22 protein-coding genes are annotated in these 17123 nt (G+C 44.7%); 19 read left to right on the top strand and 3 right to left on the bottom strand.

The features are described 5' to 3' along the window. Window positions 1–75: 75 nt before the first annotated feature. Together RRG12_RS07875 and RRG12_RS07870 are read right to left on the bottom strand one after the other, a co-directional pair. On the bottom strand, window positions 76–393 hold the full coding sequence (locus RRG12_RS07875; RefSeq protein WP_069070785.1) for an RNA recognition motif domain-containing protein: 318 nt from the start codon (window positions 391–393) through the stop codon (window positions 76–78). Window positions 394–622: 229 nt separating this feature from the next. Continuing rightward, window positions 623–1165: a phycobiliprotein lyase gene (locus tag RRG12_RS07870; protein WP_069070784.1), complete on the bottom strand. Its 543-nt coding sequence runs from the start codon at window positions 1163–1165 to the stop codon at window positions 623–625. Between the two features lie 580 nt (window positions 1166–1745). On the opposite strand from RRG12_RS07870, the gene RRG12_RS07865 reads away from it, so the two are divergent. Next, complete coding sequence (locus RRG12_RS07865) at window positions 1746–3275, top strand: efflux RND transporter periplasmic adaptor subunit (protein WP_420758892.1); 1530 nt, start codon at window positions 1746–1748, stop codon at window positions 3273–3275. Between the two features lie 62 nt (window positions 3276–3337). Continuing rightward, complete coding sequence (locus tag RRG12_RS07860; protein WP_420758891.1) at window positions 3338–6604, top strand: efflux RND transporter permease subunit; 3267 nt, start codon at window positions 3338–3340, stop codon at window positions 6602–6604. 109 nt (window positions 6605–6713) lie between these two features. On the opposite strand, the gene RRG12_RS07855 is transcribed toward RRG12_RS07860, so the two are convergent. Further along, a complete protein-coding gene (locus RRG12_RS07855) occupies window positions 6714–7190 on the bottom strand; it encodes an NAD(P)H-quinone oxidoreductase subunit N (RefSeq protein WP_289799259.1) in 477 nt (158 codons plus the stop codon). 950 nt (window positions 7191–8140) lie between these two features. Between RRG12_RS07855 and rplC the strand changes: the two genes are divergently transcribed. The 17 genes from rplC (at window position 8141) to rpsE (ending at window position 17027) form a co-directional block, all read left to right on the top strand. Then, a complete protein-coding gene (rplC, locus tag RRG12_RS07850) occupies window positions 8141–8773 on the top strand; it encodes a 50S ribosomal protein L3 (RefSeq protein WP_069070780.1) in 633 nt (210 codons plus the stop codon). 103 nt (window positions 8774–8876) lie between these two features. Then, the gene (gene rplD / locus RRG12_RS07845) at window positions 8877–9515 is read left to right on the top strand and encodes a 50S ribosomal protein L4 (protein WP_069070797.1); all 639 of its coding nucleotides are present in this window, start codon (window positions 8877–8879) and stop codon (window positions 9513–9515) included. Then, the gene (locus RRG12_RS07840; RefSeq protein ID WP_069070779.1) at window positions 9508–9822 is read left to right on the top strand and encodes a 50S ribosomal protein L23; all 315 of its coding nucleotides are present in this window, start codon (window positions 9508–9510) and stop codon (window positions 9820–9822) included. Before rplD ends, RRG12_RS07840 begins: the two co-directional genes overlap by 8 nt. A 100-nt stretch (window positions 9823–9922) precedes the next feature. Next, complete coding sequence (rplB, locus tag RRG12_RS07835; RefSeq protein ID WP_069070778.1) at window positions 9923–10786, top strand: 50S ribosomal protein L2; 864 nt, start codon at window positions 9923–9925, stop codon at window positions 10784–10786. A gap of 107 nt (window positions 10787–10893) precedes the next feature. Further along, a complete protein-coding gene (gene rpsS / locus RRG12_RS07830; RefSeq protein WP_012410721.1) occupies window positions 10894–11172 on the top strand; it encodes a 30S ribosomal protein S19 in 279 nt (92 codons plus the stop codon). A gap of 108 nt (window positions 11173–11280) precedes the next feature. Beyond that, complete coding sequence (gene rplV, locus RRG12_RS07825; RefSeq protein WP_069070777.1) at window positions 11281–11637, top strand: 50S ribosomal protein L22; 357 nt, start codon at window positions 11281–11283, stop codon at window positions 11635–11637. Between the two features lie 53 nt (window positions 11638–11690). Further along, complete coding sequence (gene rpsC, locus RRG12_RS07820; RefSeq protein ID WP_069070776.1) at window positions 11691–12473, top strand: 30S ribosomal protein S3; 783 nt, start codon at window positions 11691–11693, stop codon at window positions 12471–12473. 87 nt (window positions 12474–12560) lie between these two features. Then, complete coding sequence (gene rplP, locus RRG12_RS07815) at window positions 12561–12986, top strand: 50S ribosomal protein L16 (RefSeq protein WP_069070775.1); 426 nt, start codon at window positions 12561–12563, stop codon at window positions 12984–12986. Window positions 12987–12989: 3 nt separating this feature from the next. Further along, a complete protein-coding gene (rpmC, locus tag RRG12_RS07810; RefSeq protein WP_069070774.1) occupies window positions 12990–13217 on the top strand; it encodes a 50S ribosomal protein L29 in 228 nt (75 codons plus the stop codon). A gap of 6 nt (window positions 13218–13223) precedes the next feature. Beyond that, entirely contained in the window at window positions 13224–13472 is a 249-nt protein-coding gene (gene rpsQ / locus RRG12_RS07805) for a 30S ribosomal protein S17 (RefSeq protein WP_069070773.1), read from the top strand. 46 nt (window positions 13473–13518) lie between these two features. Beyond that, on the top strand, window positions 13519–13887 hold the full coding sequence (rplN, locus tag RRG12_RS07800) for a 50S ribosomal protein L14 (protein ID WP_069070772.1): 369 nt from the start codon (window positions 13519–13521) through the stop codon (window positions 13885–13887). Next, window positions 13887–14240 carry a 50S ribosomal protein L24 gene (rplX, locus tag RRG12_RS07795; protein ID WP_069070771.1) on the top strand — a complete coding sequence of 118 codons (354 nt, stop codon included), beginning with the start codon at window positions 13887–13889 and terminating at the stop codon, window positions 14238–14240. Before rplN ends, rplX begins: the two co-directional genes overlap by 1 nt. Before the next feature lie 116 nt (window positions 14241–14356). After that, the gene (rplE, locus tag RRG12_RS07790) at window positions 14357–14905 is read left to right on the top strand and encodes a 50S ribosomal protein L5 (RefSeq protein WP_069070770.1); all 549 of its coding nucleotides are present in this window, start codon (window positions 14357–14359) and stop codon (window positions 14903–14905) included. A 20-nt stretch (window positions 14906–14925) separates the two neighbouring features. After that, window positions 14926–15327, top strand: coding sequence for a 30S ribosomal protein S8 (gene rpsH / locus RRG12_RS07785; protein ID WP_069070769.1), 402 nt, complete (start codon window positions 14926–14928; stop codon window positions 15325–15327). Window positions 15328–15456: 129 nt separating this feature from the next. After that, entirely contained in the window at window positions 15457–16005 is a 549-nt protein-coding gene (rplF, locus tag RRG12_RS07780; RefSeq protein ID WP_420758890.1) for a 50S ribosomal protein L6, read from the top strand. Between the two features lie 2 nt (window positions 16006–16007). Then, window positions 16008–16370 (top strand): 50S ribosomal protein L18, encoded by a 363-nt coding sequence (gene rplR / locus RRG12_RS07775; RefSeq protein WP_069070767.1) that lies wholly within the window; start codon window positions 16008–16010, stop codon window positions 16368–16370. A gap of 129 nt (window positions 16371–16499) precedes the next feature. Next, window positions 16500–17027, top strand: coding sequence for a 30S ribosomal protein S5 (gene rpsE, locus RRG12_RS07770; protein ID WP_069070766.1), 528 nt, complete (start codon window positions 16500–16502; stop codon window positions 17025–17027). The last annotated feature ends 96 nt before the right edge of the window (window positions 17028–17123 follow it).

Below are 17123 nucleotides of genomic sequence, written 5' to 3'. Positions count from 1 at the left end.
TTTCCACAAAAAAGGCTCAAGCATTTTTGCCTGAGCCTTTTCCAGATTAAATTAAGTTACTTTAGTCGGTTTAACTTAGTAGCGGTTACGGTTGTAGCCACCGCCACCACCGCCACGGTTTCCACCGAAGGAACCACCACCACTTCTGTCTTCTCTTGGCTTGGCTTTATTTACTTTCAGGTCACGACCAAGCCACTCAGCACCATCAAGAGCTTCAATGGCTTTCGTTTCTTCATCTTCTGAACTCATTTCCACGAAAGCAAAGCCACGTAAACGACCTGTTTCACGGTCAGTAGGTAGTTGAACACGCTTTACAGCACCATATTCTGCAAATACAGCACTTAGCGCATCTTGTGTAACATCATAGGAGAGGTTACCAACGTAAATTGACATTAAATGTCTCCAAAATCATAAGTTTGTAGAGATTTAGATTTCGGAGAGAAGTCTGTAATACCAAAAGGGAAAAGCCTGTCAATACTAAAAACAAACACTGTCGCCGAATTAATTCTCATTTCACTTTCCATGATTACATAGCAACTGACTTTTTGGGAAAATGGTTGAAAAACTGTTATAAAAAGTTATATAAAGTTGCTGGCTAGTCCCCAAACCAAACCTACGAGGCTTAACTTTCCACTCTCTTTTCTAAATATTGACCAATCATCAACTGCTCACCAGCACGGGAGATAATGGTTTGTCTGGTGCGGTATTTGCTGCCAATTAGCTTTAACTCTTCTTCAAACACTGAACCATTGTATTCAGTTCGCAAACACAGTGTTTTCGGGTTGGAGAAATAATACTGGGCGGTGACTGGTTTAGATATGGCAAAGCCGCGATCGCGATACAAAATGTTTCCCACAACCCCAAATATCGTCGAACCTTGCGACTCTTTCCTTGCTTTCAGCACATCCGTACTTTCCCATGTAACTGCTGCACCACAGATAAAACTATCTGTGTCAAACAAATCGTGCATCTGAGCTAGCTTTTGCAATTCATCACAGCCCTGCTCAAGAAAATTGATCGTAACGATACTCTCCATTTCCTTGGTTTCTCCTTCAGGTAGGGTGTAGTAACGCCTTTGCGATCGCCAATTACCCGCTGATTCTTGGAAAAATTCGGAAATCTGGGATTCATCAGCAGTTTGTGCAATTTTTAACAGAGATGTCACGTCTTACCTTCCTCACCTAATCCAAATATATTTTTGGCAAAAGCTAATTCTTGACTGTTGTTGCCATAACACTGATTGCCCTGTCTCTCGCCATCTTACGCAAGGGGGTAAGAAAAAATAGTGTTTGCCATTACATTATAGACATAAAAAGCAATAAATCTTTAATATTTTTAACATTTTAAAGTACTGTAAATACTAAAAGTTGCAGTAGAATAAAATCTAGTATTGAATGTATAAAAAATCATTTTTTAAGACTGCCCATTATGTTAGAATATGAAACTTTTTGGCTCATATCTTTAGAAAAAGCCAGATTTAGCCTATGGGTAGATTCGAGAAAAATGACAAATATTTATACTAAGTTTATAATTTGTTAACTGCAAGAAGATTATCTACCTCTGCGTAAGAAGTAGAGCGGTGAGAAGTTTTGGACTTTTGTGGGAAAACAGTAGTTTTTGATGCAAAAAATTACTGTCAGACAGCTTATTCATTCTCGCCGTTTTTTGTTAATGATATCTCTCAAAATTACTTGATTAAAACACGGCTGTTTAACCCCAAAAGCTCCCCAATAGGAGAAAAATAAATGATTTTGGATGCAAATAAGCCGCACAAACAGGTGAAAATGACAGATCCAGTAGCCACTAATCAACTAATTAATATCCAGTTAGATTCAGTTGTGAAAACTGAAGTGGCTACCGCAGATTTAAAGAGTAGACTTCTTGCAAACAGCACTTGTGCAATAAGTGAAAAAGGGAAAGAAAGAAATTATTCCCTTTCTTCCAATTCTGTAAGAAGTTTATTGATTCCCTGTTTGGTGGGTATAGGACTGTTGACGGCGAGTTGCGGATCACTGCCCAAGGAATCAGCAGGAGCACAATCTCAGCAACCTGGTGGTGGAGAACGCGGTGGTGGAACACCTGTAGATGCGGCGATCGCTCGAACGGACTCGCTGCAAACACAACCAGAGTACACAGGTAATACAACACCTTTTCGGATTATATCAGTGCGATCGCAAGTAGAAGCCCGATTGTTGGCTTTGAACCTTGATGTGGGCGATACGGTAAAACAAGGGCAAAACGTCGGGCAGTTAGATGATGCCATCCTTTTGACCGAATTAAAGCAAGCAGAAGCAGAACTAGCAGCCCTGAAATCCGAAGTAGCTAGGGCAACCAATCAAGTAAGTAATGCCCGTGCAGACGTTGAACGGGCGCGGCTAGAAGTGGTACAAGCTCAGGCAGACTCAAGACGACAACAGGATCTATTCAAAGCCGGAGCGATCGCCCAACAATCTGCCGAACAAGCACGTACCCAGGCGCAAACAGCCGCCCAGGCACTACGGGCAGCCCAAGAGCAAGTCCGTACAGAACAGCAAGCCGTCGCTGCCGCCCAAGGTAGAGTACTTGCCCAACAGGCATTGGTTGCCCAAACCAAAGAGCGGAGGTCTTATGCTCGACTCACATCACCCATCACTGGCGTAGTCACAGAAAAGGTGACAGAACCAGGCAACCTTTTGCAAGCAGGTAGCGAAGTCTTGAAAATTGGCGACTTTAACCGTGTCAAAGTTGTCGTGCAAGTTTCCGAATTAGAACTGTCACAAATTCAGGTTGGGCAATCTGTACAAGTCCGTTTAGATGCCTTCCCCAGCGAAACATTAACTGGCAGAGTTACGCGTATTTCCCCTGCTGCCGATGCCACGGCTCGCTTGATACCCGTAGAAGTAGTCATTCCCAATAGTCAAGGGAAGATTGGTAGCGGATTATTGGCGCGAGTCAATTTTGAAACTCAGACTCAACAACGGGTAGTAGTGCCACAAACAGCTATTCAAAAACAAGCCGGGGCAGCAAAAGGAGCAGGAGCAGCAAAAATAGCCGGTGGAGAACAAGAAAACCCATCTGGGACGCTATTTGTTGTGAAAGATACAGAAGGTAAGGCAAAAGTAGTAGCTCGTGCTGTCACTTTAGGAAAAAGGGTTGATGGCAGAGTGGAAATTCTATCTGGCTTACAAGTCGGGGAGCGCTATGTTGTTCGCAGTGGTCAACCCCTAAAAGATGGAGCAGCTGTACGTTTATCAATTCTTTCCGAAACAGCAGAGTCATCCCCTAAAGGGAATTAAAAATTCAAAATGTCTTTTGGGATTTTCCATTTTGCCTTTTTAATTGGAGCGCAGCGACAGTAATGCAGCAAGTAAAAAACGGCGGCGGATTTAGTATCAGTGCTATATCAATCCGCCAACACATCGGCACACTCATGCTGACGTTGGCAGTGATAGTCTTAGGGTTCTTTTTTATCGCCAAGTTACCCGTAGATTTACTACCATCAATTACCTATCCTCGAATTGGTGTGCGAATACAAGCACCTGGAGTTTCCCCAGAGGTAGCAGTTGATGAAGTTACCAGACCCCTAGAAGAAGCCTTTGCGGCTACCGAGGGTGTGGTACAGATTTTTTCCCAAACTCGTGAGGGACAGATAAATTTGGATCTGTTCTTTCAACCAGGTGGCAATATTGACCAAGCTTTAAACGATGCGACAGCTGCTTTTAACAGAGCTAGAAGCACATTACCAGACGCCATCGAAGAACCACGCTTATTTAAAGTCGATCCTTCCCAATTGCCAGTTTACGAATTGGCATTAACTTCGCCCTCTCTAGAAGGCGTTGATTTGCGCGTTTTTGCCGAAGAAGAACTAGCCCGCGAACTGAGTGTTGTATCTGGAGTTGCAGGGGTAGATATATCGGGAGGAGTTCAAGAAGAAGTTAGGGTCAATATTGATTTGGATCGGTTGCAAGCTTTGGGTGTAGGTTTAACCGATGTCTTAGATGAACTCAGAGATCGCAACATAGATATTTCTGGTGGTCGGATTTTAGGGCAGAATTCTGAACCCTTAACCCGTACCGTTGGGCGGTTCCAAAATGCCAATGAAATTAGCAATCTTTCTTTTGAAGTCTCTTCTGCTCCTTCTTCCCCAGTCACCAGTACCCAGTCCCCAGTCGCCAGTACCCAATCCCCAGTCCCCAACCGCCGCGTCTATTTGCGCGACTTTGCTGAAGTCATTGATGGCTCAGAACAACAACGGGTGTACGTTCTACTCAACGGGGAAGAAGCTGTAAAAGTCAGCATCCAAAAGCAGCCCGATGCTAACACCATTAACGTTGTCGAGGGTGTGAAACAACGCTTAGAAGAACTCCGGCAATCTGGGGTAATTCCCGAAGGGACAGTTCTTACACCCACCTTGGATGAGTCGCGGTTTATTCGCAACTCTATCTCGAATGTTACCAGTTCTGGGTTGATTGGTACTGGACTAGCTGCGATCGCAGTTCTCCTATTTCTTGGTTCTCTACGACAAACTTTCATCATCGTCCTAGCCATCCCCTTAGCAACCCTAGCTGCCATCATCTTGATGGGGCTATTTGGCTTATCTATCAACGTTTTTAGTTTGGGTGGTCTAGCGCTGGGTGTGGGTATTGTGGTAGACAACTCCATCGTCATGTTAGAGAACATTGCCGAAGGGGCTGGGATGACTCCCGGTAAGGATAATAGAACCCGCTTGAATTCGCAGCAACTAATTTATCAAGCAGAAAAAAGTAGCCAAGAAGTAGAATCAGCTTTAATTGCTTCTACTAGTACAAACTTGGTAGCTGTATTACCGTTTTTGCTGATCGGCGGTTTTATCGCACTACTATTTAATGAGTTAATTCTCACCATCACCTTTTCAGTTGCAGCTTCAATTTTGATTGCCGTAACCGTTGTACCAATGCTTGCTTCCCGGATATTGGCATGGAAGTTTTCTAGCCGTCTGAGCGAATTTTGGTTTTTACGAAAGTTTAATAGCCGCTTTGATGCTTCTACGAGGGGATACGGCAGTTTTTTAGCAGGGATATTACGCTGGCGGGTGGCTACGGTAGCGATCGCTATTATCCTTTTTGGCGGCGGCAGTTTGTGGATGGCTCCGCAAATTCCCCAAGAAATTCTTCCCCGCATCAACACCGGACAAGCCAACTTAAACGCCCAATTTCCTCCCGGTACACCTTTAGAAACCAACCAAAAAGTAATGGTTGCGGTGGATGAGATTATCCGCAAGCAGCCAGAAACAGAATATGTTTTCTCTACAATTGGTGGCTCCCTCTTTGGAAACGCTACCAATGCTAATGCCCTACGAGCTTCCAGCAATATTACCTTGAAGGCGGGTACTAATGTCCAAGCTTATGTAGAACGAGTTACCCAAGAGTTGAACAAGCTAAATTTAGCAGGAATTCGCCTGCGCCTTTCCCCTGGTCAAGTACGGGGTTTGATTCTCAGCAACTCTCCGATCCGTGGTGCTGATGTTGACGTGATGCTTCAGGGAAATGACGTAAATAATTTAGAAGAAGCTGGTCGTCAGGTACTAGCAGCCTTGGAAGAACAAGCTACACTAGCGAGATTTCGTCCCGATGCAGACGATCGCCAACCAGAAATTCAGATTCTTCCTGATTGGGAGAGAGTTTCAGCTTTGGGTTTAACTACCACACAAATTGGAGAAACAATTCAGACTGCTCTTGAAGGTAGCGTACCAACTCAGTTGCAACGCGGCAACCGTTTAGTCGATGTTCGCGTAAAGTTGAATGAAAAATCGTTGCAAGCAGCTTCTCAGTTGCAGAGGTTGCCCTTGTTTGTCGATAACAATCGCCAAATTCGCTTGAGTGATGTTGCCAAAATTGCTGAAGCTCAAGCTCCAGGAGAAGTTCAGCGAATTAACCAGCGTCAGGTTTTCTTAATTGCTGGCAACTTAACACAGGGAGCTAGCCTTAGTGAGGCCCTAGAACAGGTCAGTACGGTACTAGATAGTCTAGATTTACCTGAAGGTGTCAGCCGCTTACCCAGTTCAGCAGCAGAATCTAATCAGCAACTCCAAAGCTCACTACAACTATTAGGTGGATTAGCTGCCTTTTTAGTCTTTGTGGTGATGGCGGTGCAATACAATTCCCTCATTGACCCACTAGTAATTATGTTTACAATTCCGTTGGCATTGGCTGGGGGGATTTTTGGACTTTACATCACCAAAACTGCCATTGGCGCGACAGTGATTGTCGGCGCGGTTTTACTGGTGGGTATTGTAGTTAATAACGCCATCATCATGGTGGAATTGGCCAATCAAATTCTCGAACGGGAAAAAGTTGACCGGAAAACTGCGATTTTGAAAGCTGCACCTCAACGCCTACGACCAATATTAATGACAACCATTACCACAGTTTTAGGTATGTTTCCCCTAGCGTTAGGAATTGGGGAAGGTTCAGAATTTCTGCAACCATTAGGCGTGGTAGTGTTTTCGGGCTTATCTTTGGCAACAGTGCTGACGCTGTTTATCATCCCCTGTTTTTATACCCTGTTGCACGATTTGCTGGGTGGAAATTGGGCGAAGCCAGTGTTAATCCGGTTGCAGGGATTTACCAAAAAACTTACAAACTAATGAGCATTTAAGTTGCACATAGAGCTTCTGGTTTGATCAATAATTGCCAATATCTCAAGAGTGAGGAAGTTATGAGTTAAAATTCATACCTTCCTCACTTTTGTAAGTGTTAGCTAGCTAACAGAGTTTTTTCTAGAGAAGTCCAACGGAAAGCGCGATCGCCACCTCTCTCAATAATTACTTTTACTCGTGGTTCTAGCTGAGGTAAATTCGTTAAATACTCAACTTCCTCATTAGAAAGAATATGCCCTTCAATAATCCACAAGACCAGCCCCTTTGACTTTGGTGGTAACTGTTCTAGATGAGAATTGAGAATTGGGGGTAGATAGTGTACCTGACCTACTGCTGCACCGCTACCAGTACTTTTTTTACCAAGATGAGGAGGTCTGACTCCATGAATTCTTGTGAGATACGCAGCTACGTCACCCAGTCCCTTAGCGGTAATGTGAAGGGTGGTATAGCCGGCAGCCCGTAGTCGGCGCTGATATCGACCTTCATAACCCCCTTCCAGAGGTACATACACTCCAAGAGCGCCAAATTTTTCCAGATCGCGGATTAAACCGTTGCCAGTGGTAATTAGTGCCATAGATTTTCGTCTTATCCCACTTAGATATCTCTATTATTTACCCTGAACCGATAGATTAAAAGCATTTTTTTGGGCATTGGGCATTGGGATTAGGGGAGAGGTGACAGGTGATAGGTGATAATCTGTACCCTGTACCCTATTCCCTGCTCCCTTACTTCTTCCCCACTCCCTAAAAATAACTCTATAAATTACTGGACAAACATAAATAAATAATTTATATTATTAGATTGTGACCAAAAACGCAAAGTAGTGAACTTCTCAACTGTCATTCTGGGGTAGTGTTAGCATAAAAAACTAACGAATAAATCCAAATTGGATAATCTGACTCAGATTGATCATAGACTGGTAAACTAGAAAAGCTTTCAGGTCAACATTGGAGCTTATGTAAGCTCCAAAGTAAGTTTACTCCTGTGCCTCTGAAAAAGTAGGCAAAATCTTAAACAATAGTTTAAGGTGTTTAGGGAAGTAAAGACTGAGCAGCAATGTTGGTTTCATGGCATTACGTCAGTCTCAGTTAACGGATACTGGGCGGTAAAAACCGCTTAAGTCCAACTGCAACACGGCAGTAGCCAATCTCCGGGAAGCCGCCCTTGGGGCGTGTAAAAATCGGAAAACCCGCCGACAGCGCTGCCTCCAGAAAGTGCCAGAGCAATTGCTTGGACGAAAGCATTGCTGCACACAGCTTAAAGCTGTAGCGCCTTGCATTGATTCCAGAAGTTACCCCTTCCCAATATGAAGGGAATTGTGGCTGTTCTGGTGATCTAGTGAGTGAAGCTAAACAGATTCACCAAGCAGTACGGACACGGTTTGTTGTGTCCGAAAGCATTTGGAGCGGCTTATTAAAGCCATTCCAAATTTCGCAGGCTAACCCAGCCTAAACTGATGCGTACAAAGCGTGTCCTCTAGAGTCCAATTCCAAGGTCAGCAAGTAGAAAGGAGAACCAGTTATTGTGTCTGTAGGTATTCTCGGCACCAAGCTGGGCATGACCCAAATATTTGACGAAGCAGGAGTAGCTATTCCTGTGACTGTCATTCAAGCAGGGCCATGCACTGTTACACAAGTTAAAACGAAACAAACCGACGGTTACTTTGCCATTCAAGTTGGTTATGGCGAAGTCAAACCCAAGGCACTAAACAGACCACTACTGGGACATTTGGCTAAATCATCTGCCCCAGCATTGCGTCACTTAAATGAATATCACACCGATAGCTCTAGTGATTATGCTTTAGGTCAGGAGATTAAAGCAGATATTTTTAGCGCAGGTCAAATTGTCGATGTAGTCGGCACAAGCATTGGTCGCGGCTTTGCGGGAAACCAGAAGCGCAACAACTTTGCTCGTGGGCCTATGTCACACGGTTCTAAAAACCACAGAGCGCCAGGTTCTATTGGTGCTGGTACAACACCAGGTCGTGTCTATCCAGGTAAGCGGATGGCAGGGCGTTTAGGTGGTAAACGTATTACAATCCGCAAACTGACCATAGTAAGAGTTGACGCAGAACGCAACTTATTGCTAATTAAGGGAGCTATTCCTGGTAAACCAGGTGCTCTAGTAAGTGTTGTGCCTGCAAAAGTAGTGGGATAGTCAAAAGTCATTAGTCAAAAGTCATTAGTGATTAGTCATTGGCTAAGGACAAATGGCAAAAGACAAATGACAAATGACAAATGACAAAGGACAAATAACAAAGATGGTTGAAAGCGTAGTTAAAAATTGGCAAGGAGAACAGGTCGGCGAGACGACCTTCGAGTTGCGCGTTGCCAAAGAAGAAACAGCCTCTCATATTGTGCACCGCGCCTTAGTACGGCAATTGACCAATGCTCGTCAAGGAAATGCCAGTACGAAAACTCGTGCTGAAGTCAGAGGTGGCGGACGCAAACCTTGGCGACAAAAAGGTACTGGTCGCGCTCGTGCAGGTTCTATTCGTTCACCATTGTGGCGTGGTGGTGGTGTGATCTTTGGGCCAAAACCCAGAGACTTCAACCTCAAATTGAACCGCAAAGAGCGACGTTTGGCACTGCGGACAGCATTTGTCAGCCGCATTGACGATTTGATAGTAGTAGAAGAATTTAGCACCGAGCTATCTCGCCCCAAGACTAAAGAATTAGTAGCAGCTCTTGCCCGTTGGGGAGTAGTACCAGAAAGCAAGGCACTGTTAATTTTGTCTGAAATTGCGGATACAGATAACGTTTATTTATCAGCCCGCAACATTGAAAATTTAAAACTAATTGCAGCCGACCAGCTAAACGTTTTTGATTTACTGCACGCTGACAAAATTGTAGTTACGGCATCAGCCCTAGAAAAAATTCAGGAGGTCTACAGTGCCTAGCTTTGACCCCCGCGACCTTGCCGACTTAGTGCGTCGCCCAATCGTTACAGAGAAAGCGACCATCTTGATGGAGCAAAATAAGTACACCTTTGAAGTAATTCCAAAGGCATCAAAGCCAGAAATCAAGGCTGCGATCGAAGATTTATTTCAGGTCAAGGTTGTAAAAGTCAACACCACCCTACCACCGCGTAAAAAGCGGCGCGTTGGTAAATTTATTGGTTATAAGCCCCAATATAAGCGAGCGATCGTCACCGTCGCACCTGGGGATGAAGACAAGATTAGACAAGTTCTATTCCCAGAAGTCTAAAAAAGTTAGGAGTTAGGAGTTAGGAGTTAGGAGTTACTATGCTCAAAACTCAGCACTCAAAATTTCAAACTCAGCACTTAGCACTCAGCACTTAATAAATATGGGTACCCGTTCTTATCGCCCTTATACCCCCAGCACTCGCCAAGTTACAATCTCTGACTTTGCGGAAATTACCAAAACCGAGCCAGAAAAATCCCTAACAACCTCGAAGCATCGCGCCAAAGGTCGGAATAATCACGGACGGATTACTAGTCGTCGCCGGGGTGGCGGACACAAACAACTTTACCGGATCATCGATTTTAAAAGGGATAAACATAATATTCCTGCCAAAGTCGCAGCAATTGAATACGATCCTAACCGCAATGCCAGAATTGCCCTTTTGTATTACCAAGACGGCGAAAAACGGTACATTCTCCATCCCAACGGGTTGAAAGTTGGAACAATAATTATTTCTGGGCCAGAGGCTCCCTTTGAAGATGGTAATGCTTTACCGCTCTCGAAGATTCCTTTAGGTACTAGTGTTCACAACGTAGAATTCACTCCTGGTAAAGGTGGTCAAATTGTCCGTGCTGCTGGTGCTAGCGCCCAAGTCGTGGCAAAAGAAGGTAATTATGTAACTCTCAAGTTGCCTTCAGGAGAAGTCCGCTTGATTCGACGCGAGTGCTACGCCACCATTGGGCAAGTAGGCAACACCGACGCGAGAAACCTGAGTGCAGGTAAAGCCGGACGAAATCGCTGGAAAGGTCGCCGTCCTAAGGTTAGAGGTAGCGTCATGAACCCAGTGGATCACCCACATGGAGGTGGTGAAGGTAGAGCGCCTATCGGTAGATCGGGGCCTGTTACACCTTGGGGTAAACCCACATTGGGTGCGAAGACACGCAATCGCAAGAAACTTAGCAGCAAGTTGATTGTACGTCGTCGTCGTAAGTCTTCTAAACGCGGTCGCGGTGGTCGTGAATCTTAAAGAGTTAGAAGTTATGAGTTATGAGTTATGAGTTGAATCTAACTTATTAACTCCTCGCTCCTAACTCCTCACTCCTAATTCCTAAATCCTAAATCCAAAATTGAACTATGGGTCGTTCTCTAAAAAAAGGTCCTTTCGTTGCGGATCATCTCTTAAAGAAAATTGAAAAGCTCAACGACAACAACAGAAAAGAAGTTATTAAAACTTGGTCACGAGCTTCGACAATTTTGCCTCTAATGGTAGGTCATACTATCGCTGTTCACAACGGACGCCAACACGTTCCAGTTTTTGTAAATGAACAGATGGTAGGACACAAATTGGGTGAATTTGCCCCAACACGCACCTACAGGGGTCATGGAAAAAGCGACAAAAAAGCGGGTAGGTAGTTATTAGTCATTGGTCATTTGTCATTAGTCATTGGTCATTAGTTATTAGCTTTCGACAAAGGACAAAGGACAAAGGACAAAGGACGAAAGATAAAATTGGAGAAAATTATGGCTACTAATACTACTGAAGTAAAAGCGATCGCTCGTTTTATCCGCATCTCGGCCTATAAAGTGCGTCGGGTACTCGATCAAATCCGCGGGCGATCTTACCGAGAAGCGTTAATCATCCTGGAATTCATGCCCTATCGCGCCACTGAACCCATATTGAAGGTTCTCAGAAGCGCTGCTGCCAATGCCGAACACAACGCTGGGTTAGATCGGACTCAACTAGTAATTACTCAGGCTTATGCCGATCAAGGGCCGCCGTTGAAGCGGTTCCAGCCAAGAGCGCAAGGTCGAGCTTACCAAATTCGCAAGCCGACGTGTCATATTACTGTGGCCGTTGCAGCCGCCCCAGAAAAATAAGCACGTTTACACGAATAAATTGCGTAAAGTAAGAAATTTTAGAGGAAGCATTCGTGGGACAGAAGATTCATCCAGTTGGTTTTCGTCTGGGTATTACACATGAACATCAATCCCGTTGGTTTGCTGTTCCTGATCGTTATCCAGAACTTCTACAAGAAGATTACAAACTGCGTCAATATATAGAACAAAAGCTGGGTAGACAGGCTCAAAACAACGCCGGAATTTCCGAAGTACGGATTGAGCGGAAAGCCGACCAAATCGACTTGGAAGTACGCACAGCTAGACCTGGGGTAGTAGTAGGTCGTGGTGGACAAGGTATTGAATCCTTACGTACCGGACTCCAAGGATTGTTGGGTAGTAATCGTCAAATTCGGATCAATGTAGTTGAAGTTCAACGAGTTGATGCTGATGCCTACCTAATTGCTGAATACATTGCTCAACAATTGGAACGTCGGGTTTCCTTTCGGCGGGTAGTGCGGCAATCGATTCAACGTGCCCAACGTGCTGGTGTCCAAGGTATTAAAATCCAAGTTAGCGGTCGCCTCAACGGTGCAGAAATTGCCCGGACAGAGTGGACTCGTGAAGGTAGAGTACCTTTACATACCTTACGGGCTGACATTGACTACTCTTATTGCACAGCAAAAACTGTTTACGGCATTTTGGGTATCAAAGTATGGGTGTTTAAGGGAGAAATTATTCCTGGACAGGAACCAGAACCGCTACCACCAGCAAGCCGCGATCGCGAACGTGACCCACGCGATCGCGAACGTGAACCCCGTCGCCGTCAACAACAACGTCGTCGCCAGCAATTTGAAGACCGCTCAAATGAAGGATAAATCGTCATTAGTTATTAGTCATTAGTCATTAGTAAATGGCAGATGGCAAATGACAAATGACAAATGACAAATGACAAGTAACAAACCATGTTAAGCCCTAGAAGAACTAAATTCCGCAAACAACAGCGGGGACGGATGGAAGGACTAGCCAGCCGTGGTAGTACCCTCAACTTCGGTGATTTTGCACTCCAAGCTCAAGAACCTGCTTGGATTACCTCGCGTCAAATCGAGGCTTCCCGTCGGGCAATGACTCGTTATATTCGTCGGGGTGGACAAATCTGGATTCGGATTTTCCCTGATAAACCTGTAACCATGCGTCCTGCTGAAACCCGGATGGGTTCTGGTAAAGGTAATCCAGAGTTTTGGGTAGCTGTAGTCAAGCCAGGACGAATTTTGTTTGAAATCGGCGGGGTTTCTGAAGAAATCGCCCGTGAAGCTATGCGTTTGGCTTCATTTAAACTGCCCATCAAAACTAAGTTTATTGTGCGCTCTCAACCACAGGAGCAGGAGTAGCTTATGCCTCTTCCCAAAATTTCAGAAGCTAGAGAATTAAGTGACGAGAAGCTCTCTGATGAAATTGTCGCGATCAAAAGACAACTATTTCAGTTGCGCTTGCAAAAAGCCACCAGACAATTAGAAAAGCCCCACCAGTTCCGACAAATGCGCCACCGCCTAGCCCAATTGCTGACGCTAGAAACAGAACGCAAACGGGCAGCAAGTCAATCGGCTAAAGAAGAAAAGTAGGAGATTATGGCAGTTAAAGAACGAGTTGGCTTGGTAGTGAGCGATAAAATGCAAAAAACTGTGGTAGTTGCCATAGAAAACCGCGCTCCTCACCCCAAGTACGGCAAGATTGTGGTTAACACCCAACGATATAAAGTTCACGACGAAGAAAATCAGTGTAAAGTAGGCGATCGCGTTCGCATTCAGGAAACTAGACCCCTGAGTAAAACCAAGCGCTGGAAAATCACAGAAGTCCTGAACGTCAAGCCTGCTTAAACCTCATCGTTGTTAGTTTCTAACAACATTACAAGGGAGAATAATTGTGATTCAACCCCAGACTTACCTGAATGTCGCAGATAATAGCGGCGCCCGCAAACTAATGTGCATCCGCATCTTAGGCGGAGGCAATCGTCGTTATGGTTTTATTGGCGATAAAATTATCGCAGTTGTCAAAGATGCTACACCCAACATGGCTGTCAAAAAGTCTGATGTTGTGGAAGCAGTAATTGTCAGAACTCGTAAAGCTGTATCTCGTGACAGCGGCATGAGCATTCGCTTTGATGATAACGCCGCTGTGATCATCAACAAAGACGGTAATCCCAGAGGCACACGGGTTTTTGGCCCAGTTGCACGGGAACTGCGCGATAAAAACTTTACTAAAATTGTTTCTCTGGCTCCGGAGGTGCTTTAATGGCAACCAAACAGGGTACGCCCAAAGTATTCCACAAAATGCACGTCAAAACTGGCGACACTGTACAAGTGATTGCTGGTAAAGACAAAGGAAAAGTTGGCGAAATTACTCAGGCACTTCCCCAACTGAGTAAAGTCATCGTCAAAGGTGTCAACATCAAGACCAAGCACGTCAAACCCCAGCAAGAAGGGGAATCAGGGCGAATTATTACCCAAGAATTCCCGATTCATAGCTCTAACGTTATGCTTTATTCCACCAAGCAAAACGTTGCCAGTCGTGTTGGTTACACCTTTACCTCAGAAGGCAAAAAGGTCAGAAAACTCAAGAAAACTGGCGAAATTCTGGATAAATAGTTAGAAGTTACGAATTAAGAGTTAAGAATTAAATTTAACTCATAACTCATAACTCATAACTCATAACTCATAACTTTGTTCCCTGACCAAGCCCAGGGATATCAGGACAAAAAACTATGGCGACAACAAGACTCAAAACCTTATATCAAGAGACAATCGTCCCCAAACTGATCAATCAGTTTCAATATACCAACGTTCATGAAGTACCGAAGTTGGTAAAGGTTACGATTAACCGAGGTTTGGGTGAAGCAGCTCAAAATGCGAAGTCACTAGAGGCATCCATCAACGAAATTGCCTTAGTAACTGGTCAAAAACCAGTAGTGACAAGGGCGAAAAAGGCGATCGCTGGCTTTAAGATTCGTCAGGGGATGCCTGTGGGGATCATGGTTACCCTCAGAGCCGAACGGATGTATGCCTTTTTCGACCGGCTAGTTAGCCTGTCACTACCCAGAATTCGAGATTTTCGCGGCGTTAGCCCTAAAAGCTTTGACGGACGCGGTAACTACACTTTGGGTGTACGAGAACAGCTAATTTTTCCAGAAGTCGAATACGACAGCATCGATCAAGTGCGTGGGATGGATATTTCCATCATCACCACAGCAAAAAACGACGAAGAGGGACGCGCCTTACTTAAAGAATTAGGAATGCCCTTTCGCGATCAATAAGTTCATCTATAGAGGGAACGATGGCGGCTAACGACACAATTGCAGATATGCTGACGCGCATCCGCAATGCCAACCTGGCGCGGCATCAAACTACACAAGTGCCAGCGACAAAAATGACCCGGAGCATTGCCAAAGTGCTACGGGAGGAAGGCTTTATTGCTGAAATCGAAGAAGCAGAAGAAGGGGTAAAACACAATCTGGTGATTTCCCTGAAATACAAGGGTAAAAACCGTCAGCCTCTGATCACCGCCTTAAAGCGGGTCAGTAAGCCTGGCTTGCGTGTTTACTCCAATAAAAAAGAATTACCAAGGGTACTAGGCGGCATTGGCATTGCCATTATTTCTACATCCAGTGGTATTATGACTGACCGCGAAGCGCGGCGTCAGAACTTGGGTGGCGAAGTGCTTTGTTACGTTTGGTAGTCATTGGTCATTGGTCATTAGTCATTTTGTCATTAGTCATTGGTCATTTGTTATTAGTGAAAGACAAAGGACAAAGGACAAATAACAAAGGACAAAAGACAAAGGACAAATAACAAAGGACAAAAAGTCATGTCTCGTATTGGTAAACGTCCAATTACTATTCCCGCCAAAGTTGAAGTGGCGATCGATGGTACAAAAATTGTGGTGAAAGGTCCGAAAGGAGAACTTTCTCGCACTCTCAGAGATAATGTCTCACTCTCGCAAGAGGGGGAAATATTACACGTAAATCGTCGGGATGAAACTCGTACATCGAAGCAACTGCACGGCTTGAGCCGCACTTTAGTTGCCAACATGGTTGAGGGAGTTTCCCAGGGTTTTCAGCGCCGTTTGGAAATTCAAGGTGTTGGTTACAGGGCACAACTTCAGGGGCGTAACCTAGTTCTAAATATGGGTTACAGCCATCAGGTGCAAATTGAACCACCAGAAGGAATTCAGTTTGCTGTAGAAGGTACCACTAACGTCATTGTCAGTGGCTATGACAAAGAAATCGTCGGTAACACAGCCGCCAAAATTCGTGCTGTTCGTCCACCAGAACCTTATAAAGGTAAAGGCATTCGCTATGCCGGTGAAGTGGTCAGACGGAAAGCTGGTAAGACTGGTAAGGGTGGTAAGAAGTAGAAATGAAACTTACTCGTAGAGAATCAAAAAATCGTCGTCATCGACGCGTTCGTGGCAAAGTTATTGGCTCCCCAGAACGTCCGCGTTTAGCGGTGTTTCGTTCAAATGAGCATATTTATGCCCAGTTAATTGATGATACTCAGCATCAAACAATCGTGTCCGCATCGACCGTAGAACCAGATTTGAAATCTAGTTTAGCGTCATGTGCAAATCGCGACGCATCGGCGCAAGTTGGTAAGTTGATTGCAGTGCGATCGCTAGAAAAAGGCATTACCAAAGTAGTCTTTGATCGCGGTGGTAACTTATATCATGGTCGTGTCAAAGCACTAGCTGATGCAGCACGCGAAGCTGGTTTAGATTTCTAAAGTCATTAGTCATTGAGTCATTAGTCATTAGTCATTGGTCATTAGTGAATAAACAAAGGACAAATGACAAAGGACAAAGGACAAATGACAACTGACAACTGACAAATGACGTTCACCAGAGCATAAATTATGGCAACAGAGCGTAAAAGTAAAACAAAGCGTGCCAAAAAAGAAGAAACCACTTGGCAAGAGCGGGTTATCCAAATCCGCCGCGTAAGTAAAGTGGTCAAAGGTGGTAAAAAACTCAGCTTCCGAGCGATCGTTGTCGTTGGCAACGAACGCGGTCAAGTTGGAGTTGGAGTAGGCAAAGCCTCAGATGTAATTGGCGCCGTCAAAAAAGGCGTAGCCGACGGCAAAAAACACCTCATTGATATCCCAATCACTAAATCAAACTCCATCCCTCATCCTATTGATGGTGTTGGTGGCGGTGCAAAAGTGATTATGCGTCCAGCCGCACCTGGTACTGGGGTAATTGCCGGTGGTGCTGTGCGAACTGTGTTGGAATTAGCAGGAGTTCGTAACGTTTTAGCCAAGCAACTAGGCTCCAACAATCCGCTCAATAATGCTAGAGCCGCAGTTAATGCCTTATCTACACTGCGTACCCTTTCTGAAGTCGCCGAAGATCGCGGTATTCCTATTCAAAATCTCTACATCTAACTAGTCATTTGTCCTTAGTCAGTAGTTCTTTGTTCTGAACAAATGACAAACGACAATGACAAATGACGAATGACAAATGACAAATGACATTTTTAG

Source organism: Nostoc sp. CALU 546 (assembly GCF_048836525.1).
Note: the sequence above shows the minus strand (reverse complement) of the source record. Positions and strands in the feature narration are given on the sequence as shown.

Excerpts from the sequence above, each read along its gene's own strand:
- RRG12_RS07860 (WP_420758891.1), top strand. The coding sequence starts at position 3,338 with ATGCAGCAAGTAAAAAACGGCGGCGGATTTAGTATCAGTGCTATATCA.
- rplB (WP_069070778.1), top strand. The coding sequence starts at position 9,923 with ATGGGTACCCGTTCTTATCGCCCTTATACCCCCAGCACTCGCCAAGTT.
- rplP (WP_069070775.1), top strand. The coding sequence starts at position 12,561 with ATGTTAAGCCCTAGAAGAACTAAATTCCGCAAACAACAGCGGGGACGG.
- RRG12_RS07855 (WP_289799259.1), bottom strand. The coding sequence starts at position 7,190 with ATGGCACTAATTACCACTGGCAACGGTTTAATCCGCGATCTGGAAAAA.
- rplR (WP_069070767.1), top strand. The coding sequence starts at position 16,008 with ATGAAACTTACTCGTAGAGAATCAAAAAATCGTCGTCATCGACGCGTT.
- rplV (WP_069070777.1), top strand. The coding sequence starts at position 11,281 with ATGGCTACTAATACTACTGAAGTAAAAGCGATCGCTCGTTTTATCCGC.
- rplE (WP_069070770.1), top strand. The coding sequence starts at position 14,357 with ATGGCGACAACAAGACTCAAAACCTTATATCAAGAGACAATCGTCCCC.
- RRG12_RS07875 (WP_069070785.1), bottom strand. The coding sequence starts at position 393 with ATGTCAATTTACGTTGGTAACCTCTCCTATGATGTTACACAAGATGCG.
- RRG12_RS07865 (WP_420758892.1), top strand. The coding sequence starts at position 1,746 with ATGATTTTGGATGCAAATAAGCCGCACAAACAGGTGAAAATGACAGAT.
- rpsE (WP_069070766.1), top strand. The coding sequence starts at position 16,500 with ATGGCAACAGAGCGTAAAAGTAAAACAAAGCGTGCCAAAAAAGAAGAA.
- rplX (WP_069070771.1), top strand. The coding sequence starts at position 13,887 with ATGGCAACCAAACAGGGTACGCCCAAAGTATTCCACAAAATGCACGTC.
- rpsQ (WP_069070773.1), top strand. The coding sequence starts at position 13,224 with ATGGCAGTTAAAGAACGAGTTGGCTTGGTAGTGAGCGATAAAATGCAA.
- rplF (WP_420758890.1), top strand. The coding sequence starts at position 15,457 with ATGTCTCGTATTGGTAAACGTCCAATTACTATTCCCGCCAAAGTTGAA.
- rpsS (WP_012410721.1), top strand. The coding sequence starts at position 10,894 with ATGGGTCGTTCTCTAAAAAAAGGTCCTTTCGTTGCGGATCATCTCTTA.
- rpsH (WP_069070769.1), top strand. The coding sequence starts at position 14,926 with ATGGCGGCTAACGACACAATTGCAGATATGCTGACGCGCATCCGCAAT.
- rpmC (WP_069070774.1), top strand. The coding sequence starts at position 12,990 with ATGCCTCTTCCCAAAATTTCAGAAGCTAGAGAATTAAGTGACGAGAAG.
- rplD (WP_069070797.1), top strand. The coding sequence starts at position 8,877 with ATGGTTGAAAGCGTAGTTAAAAATTGGCAAGGAGAACAGGTCGGCGAG.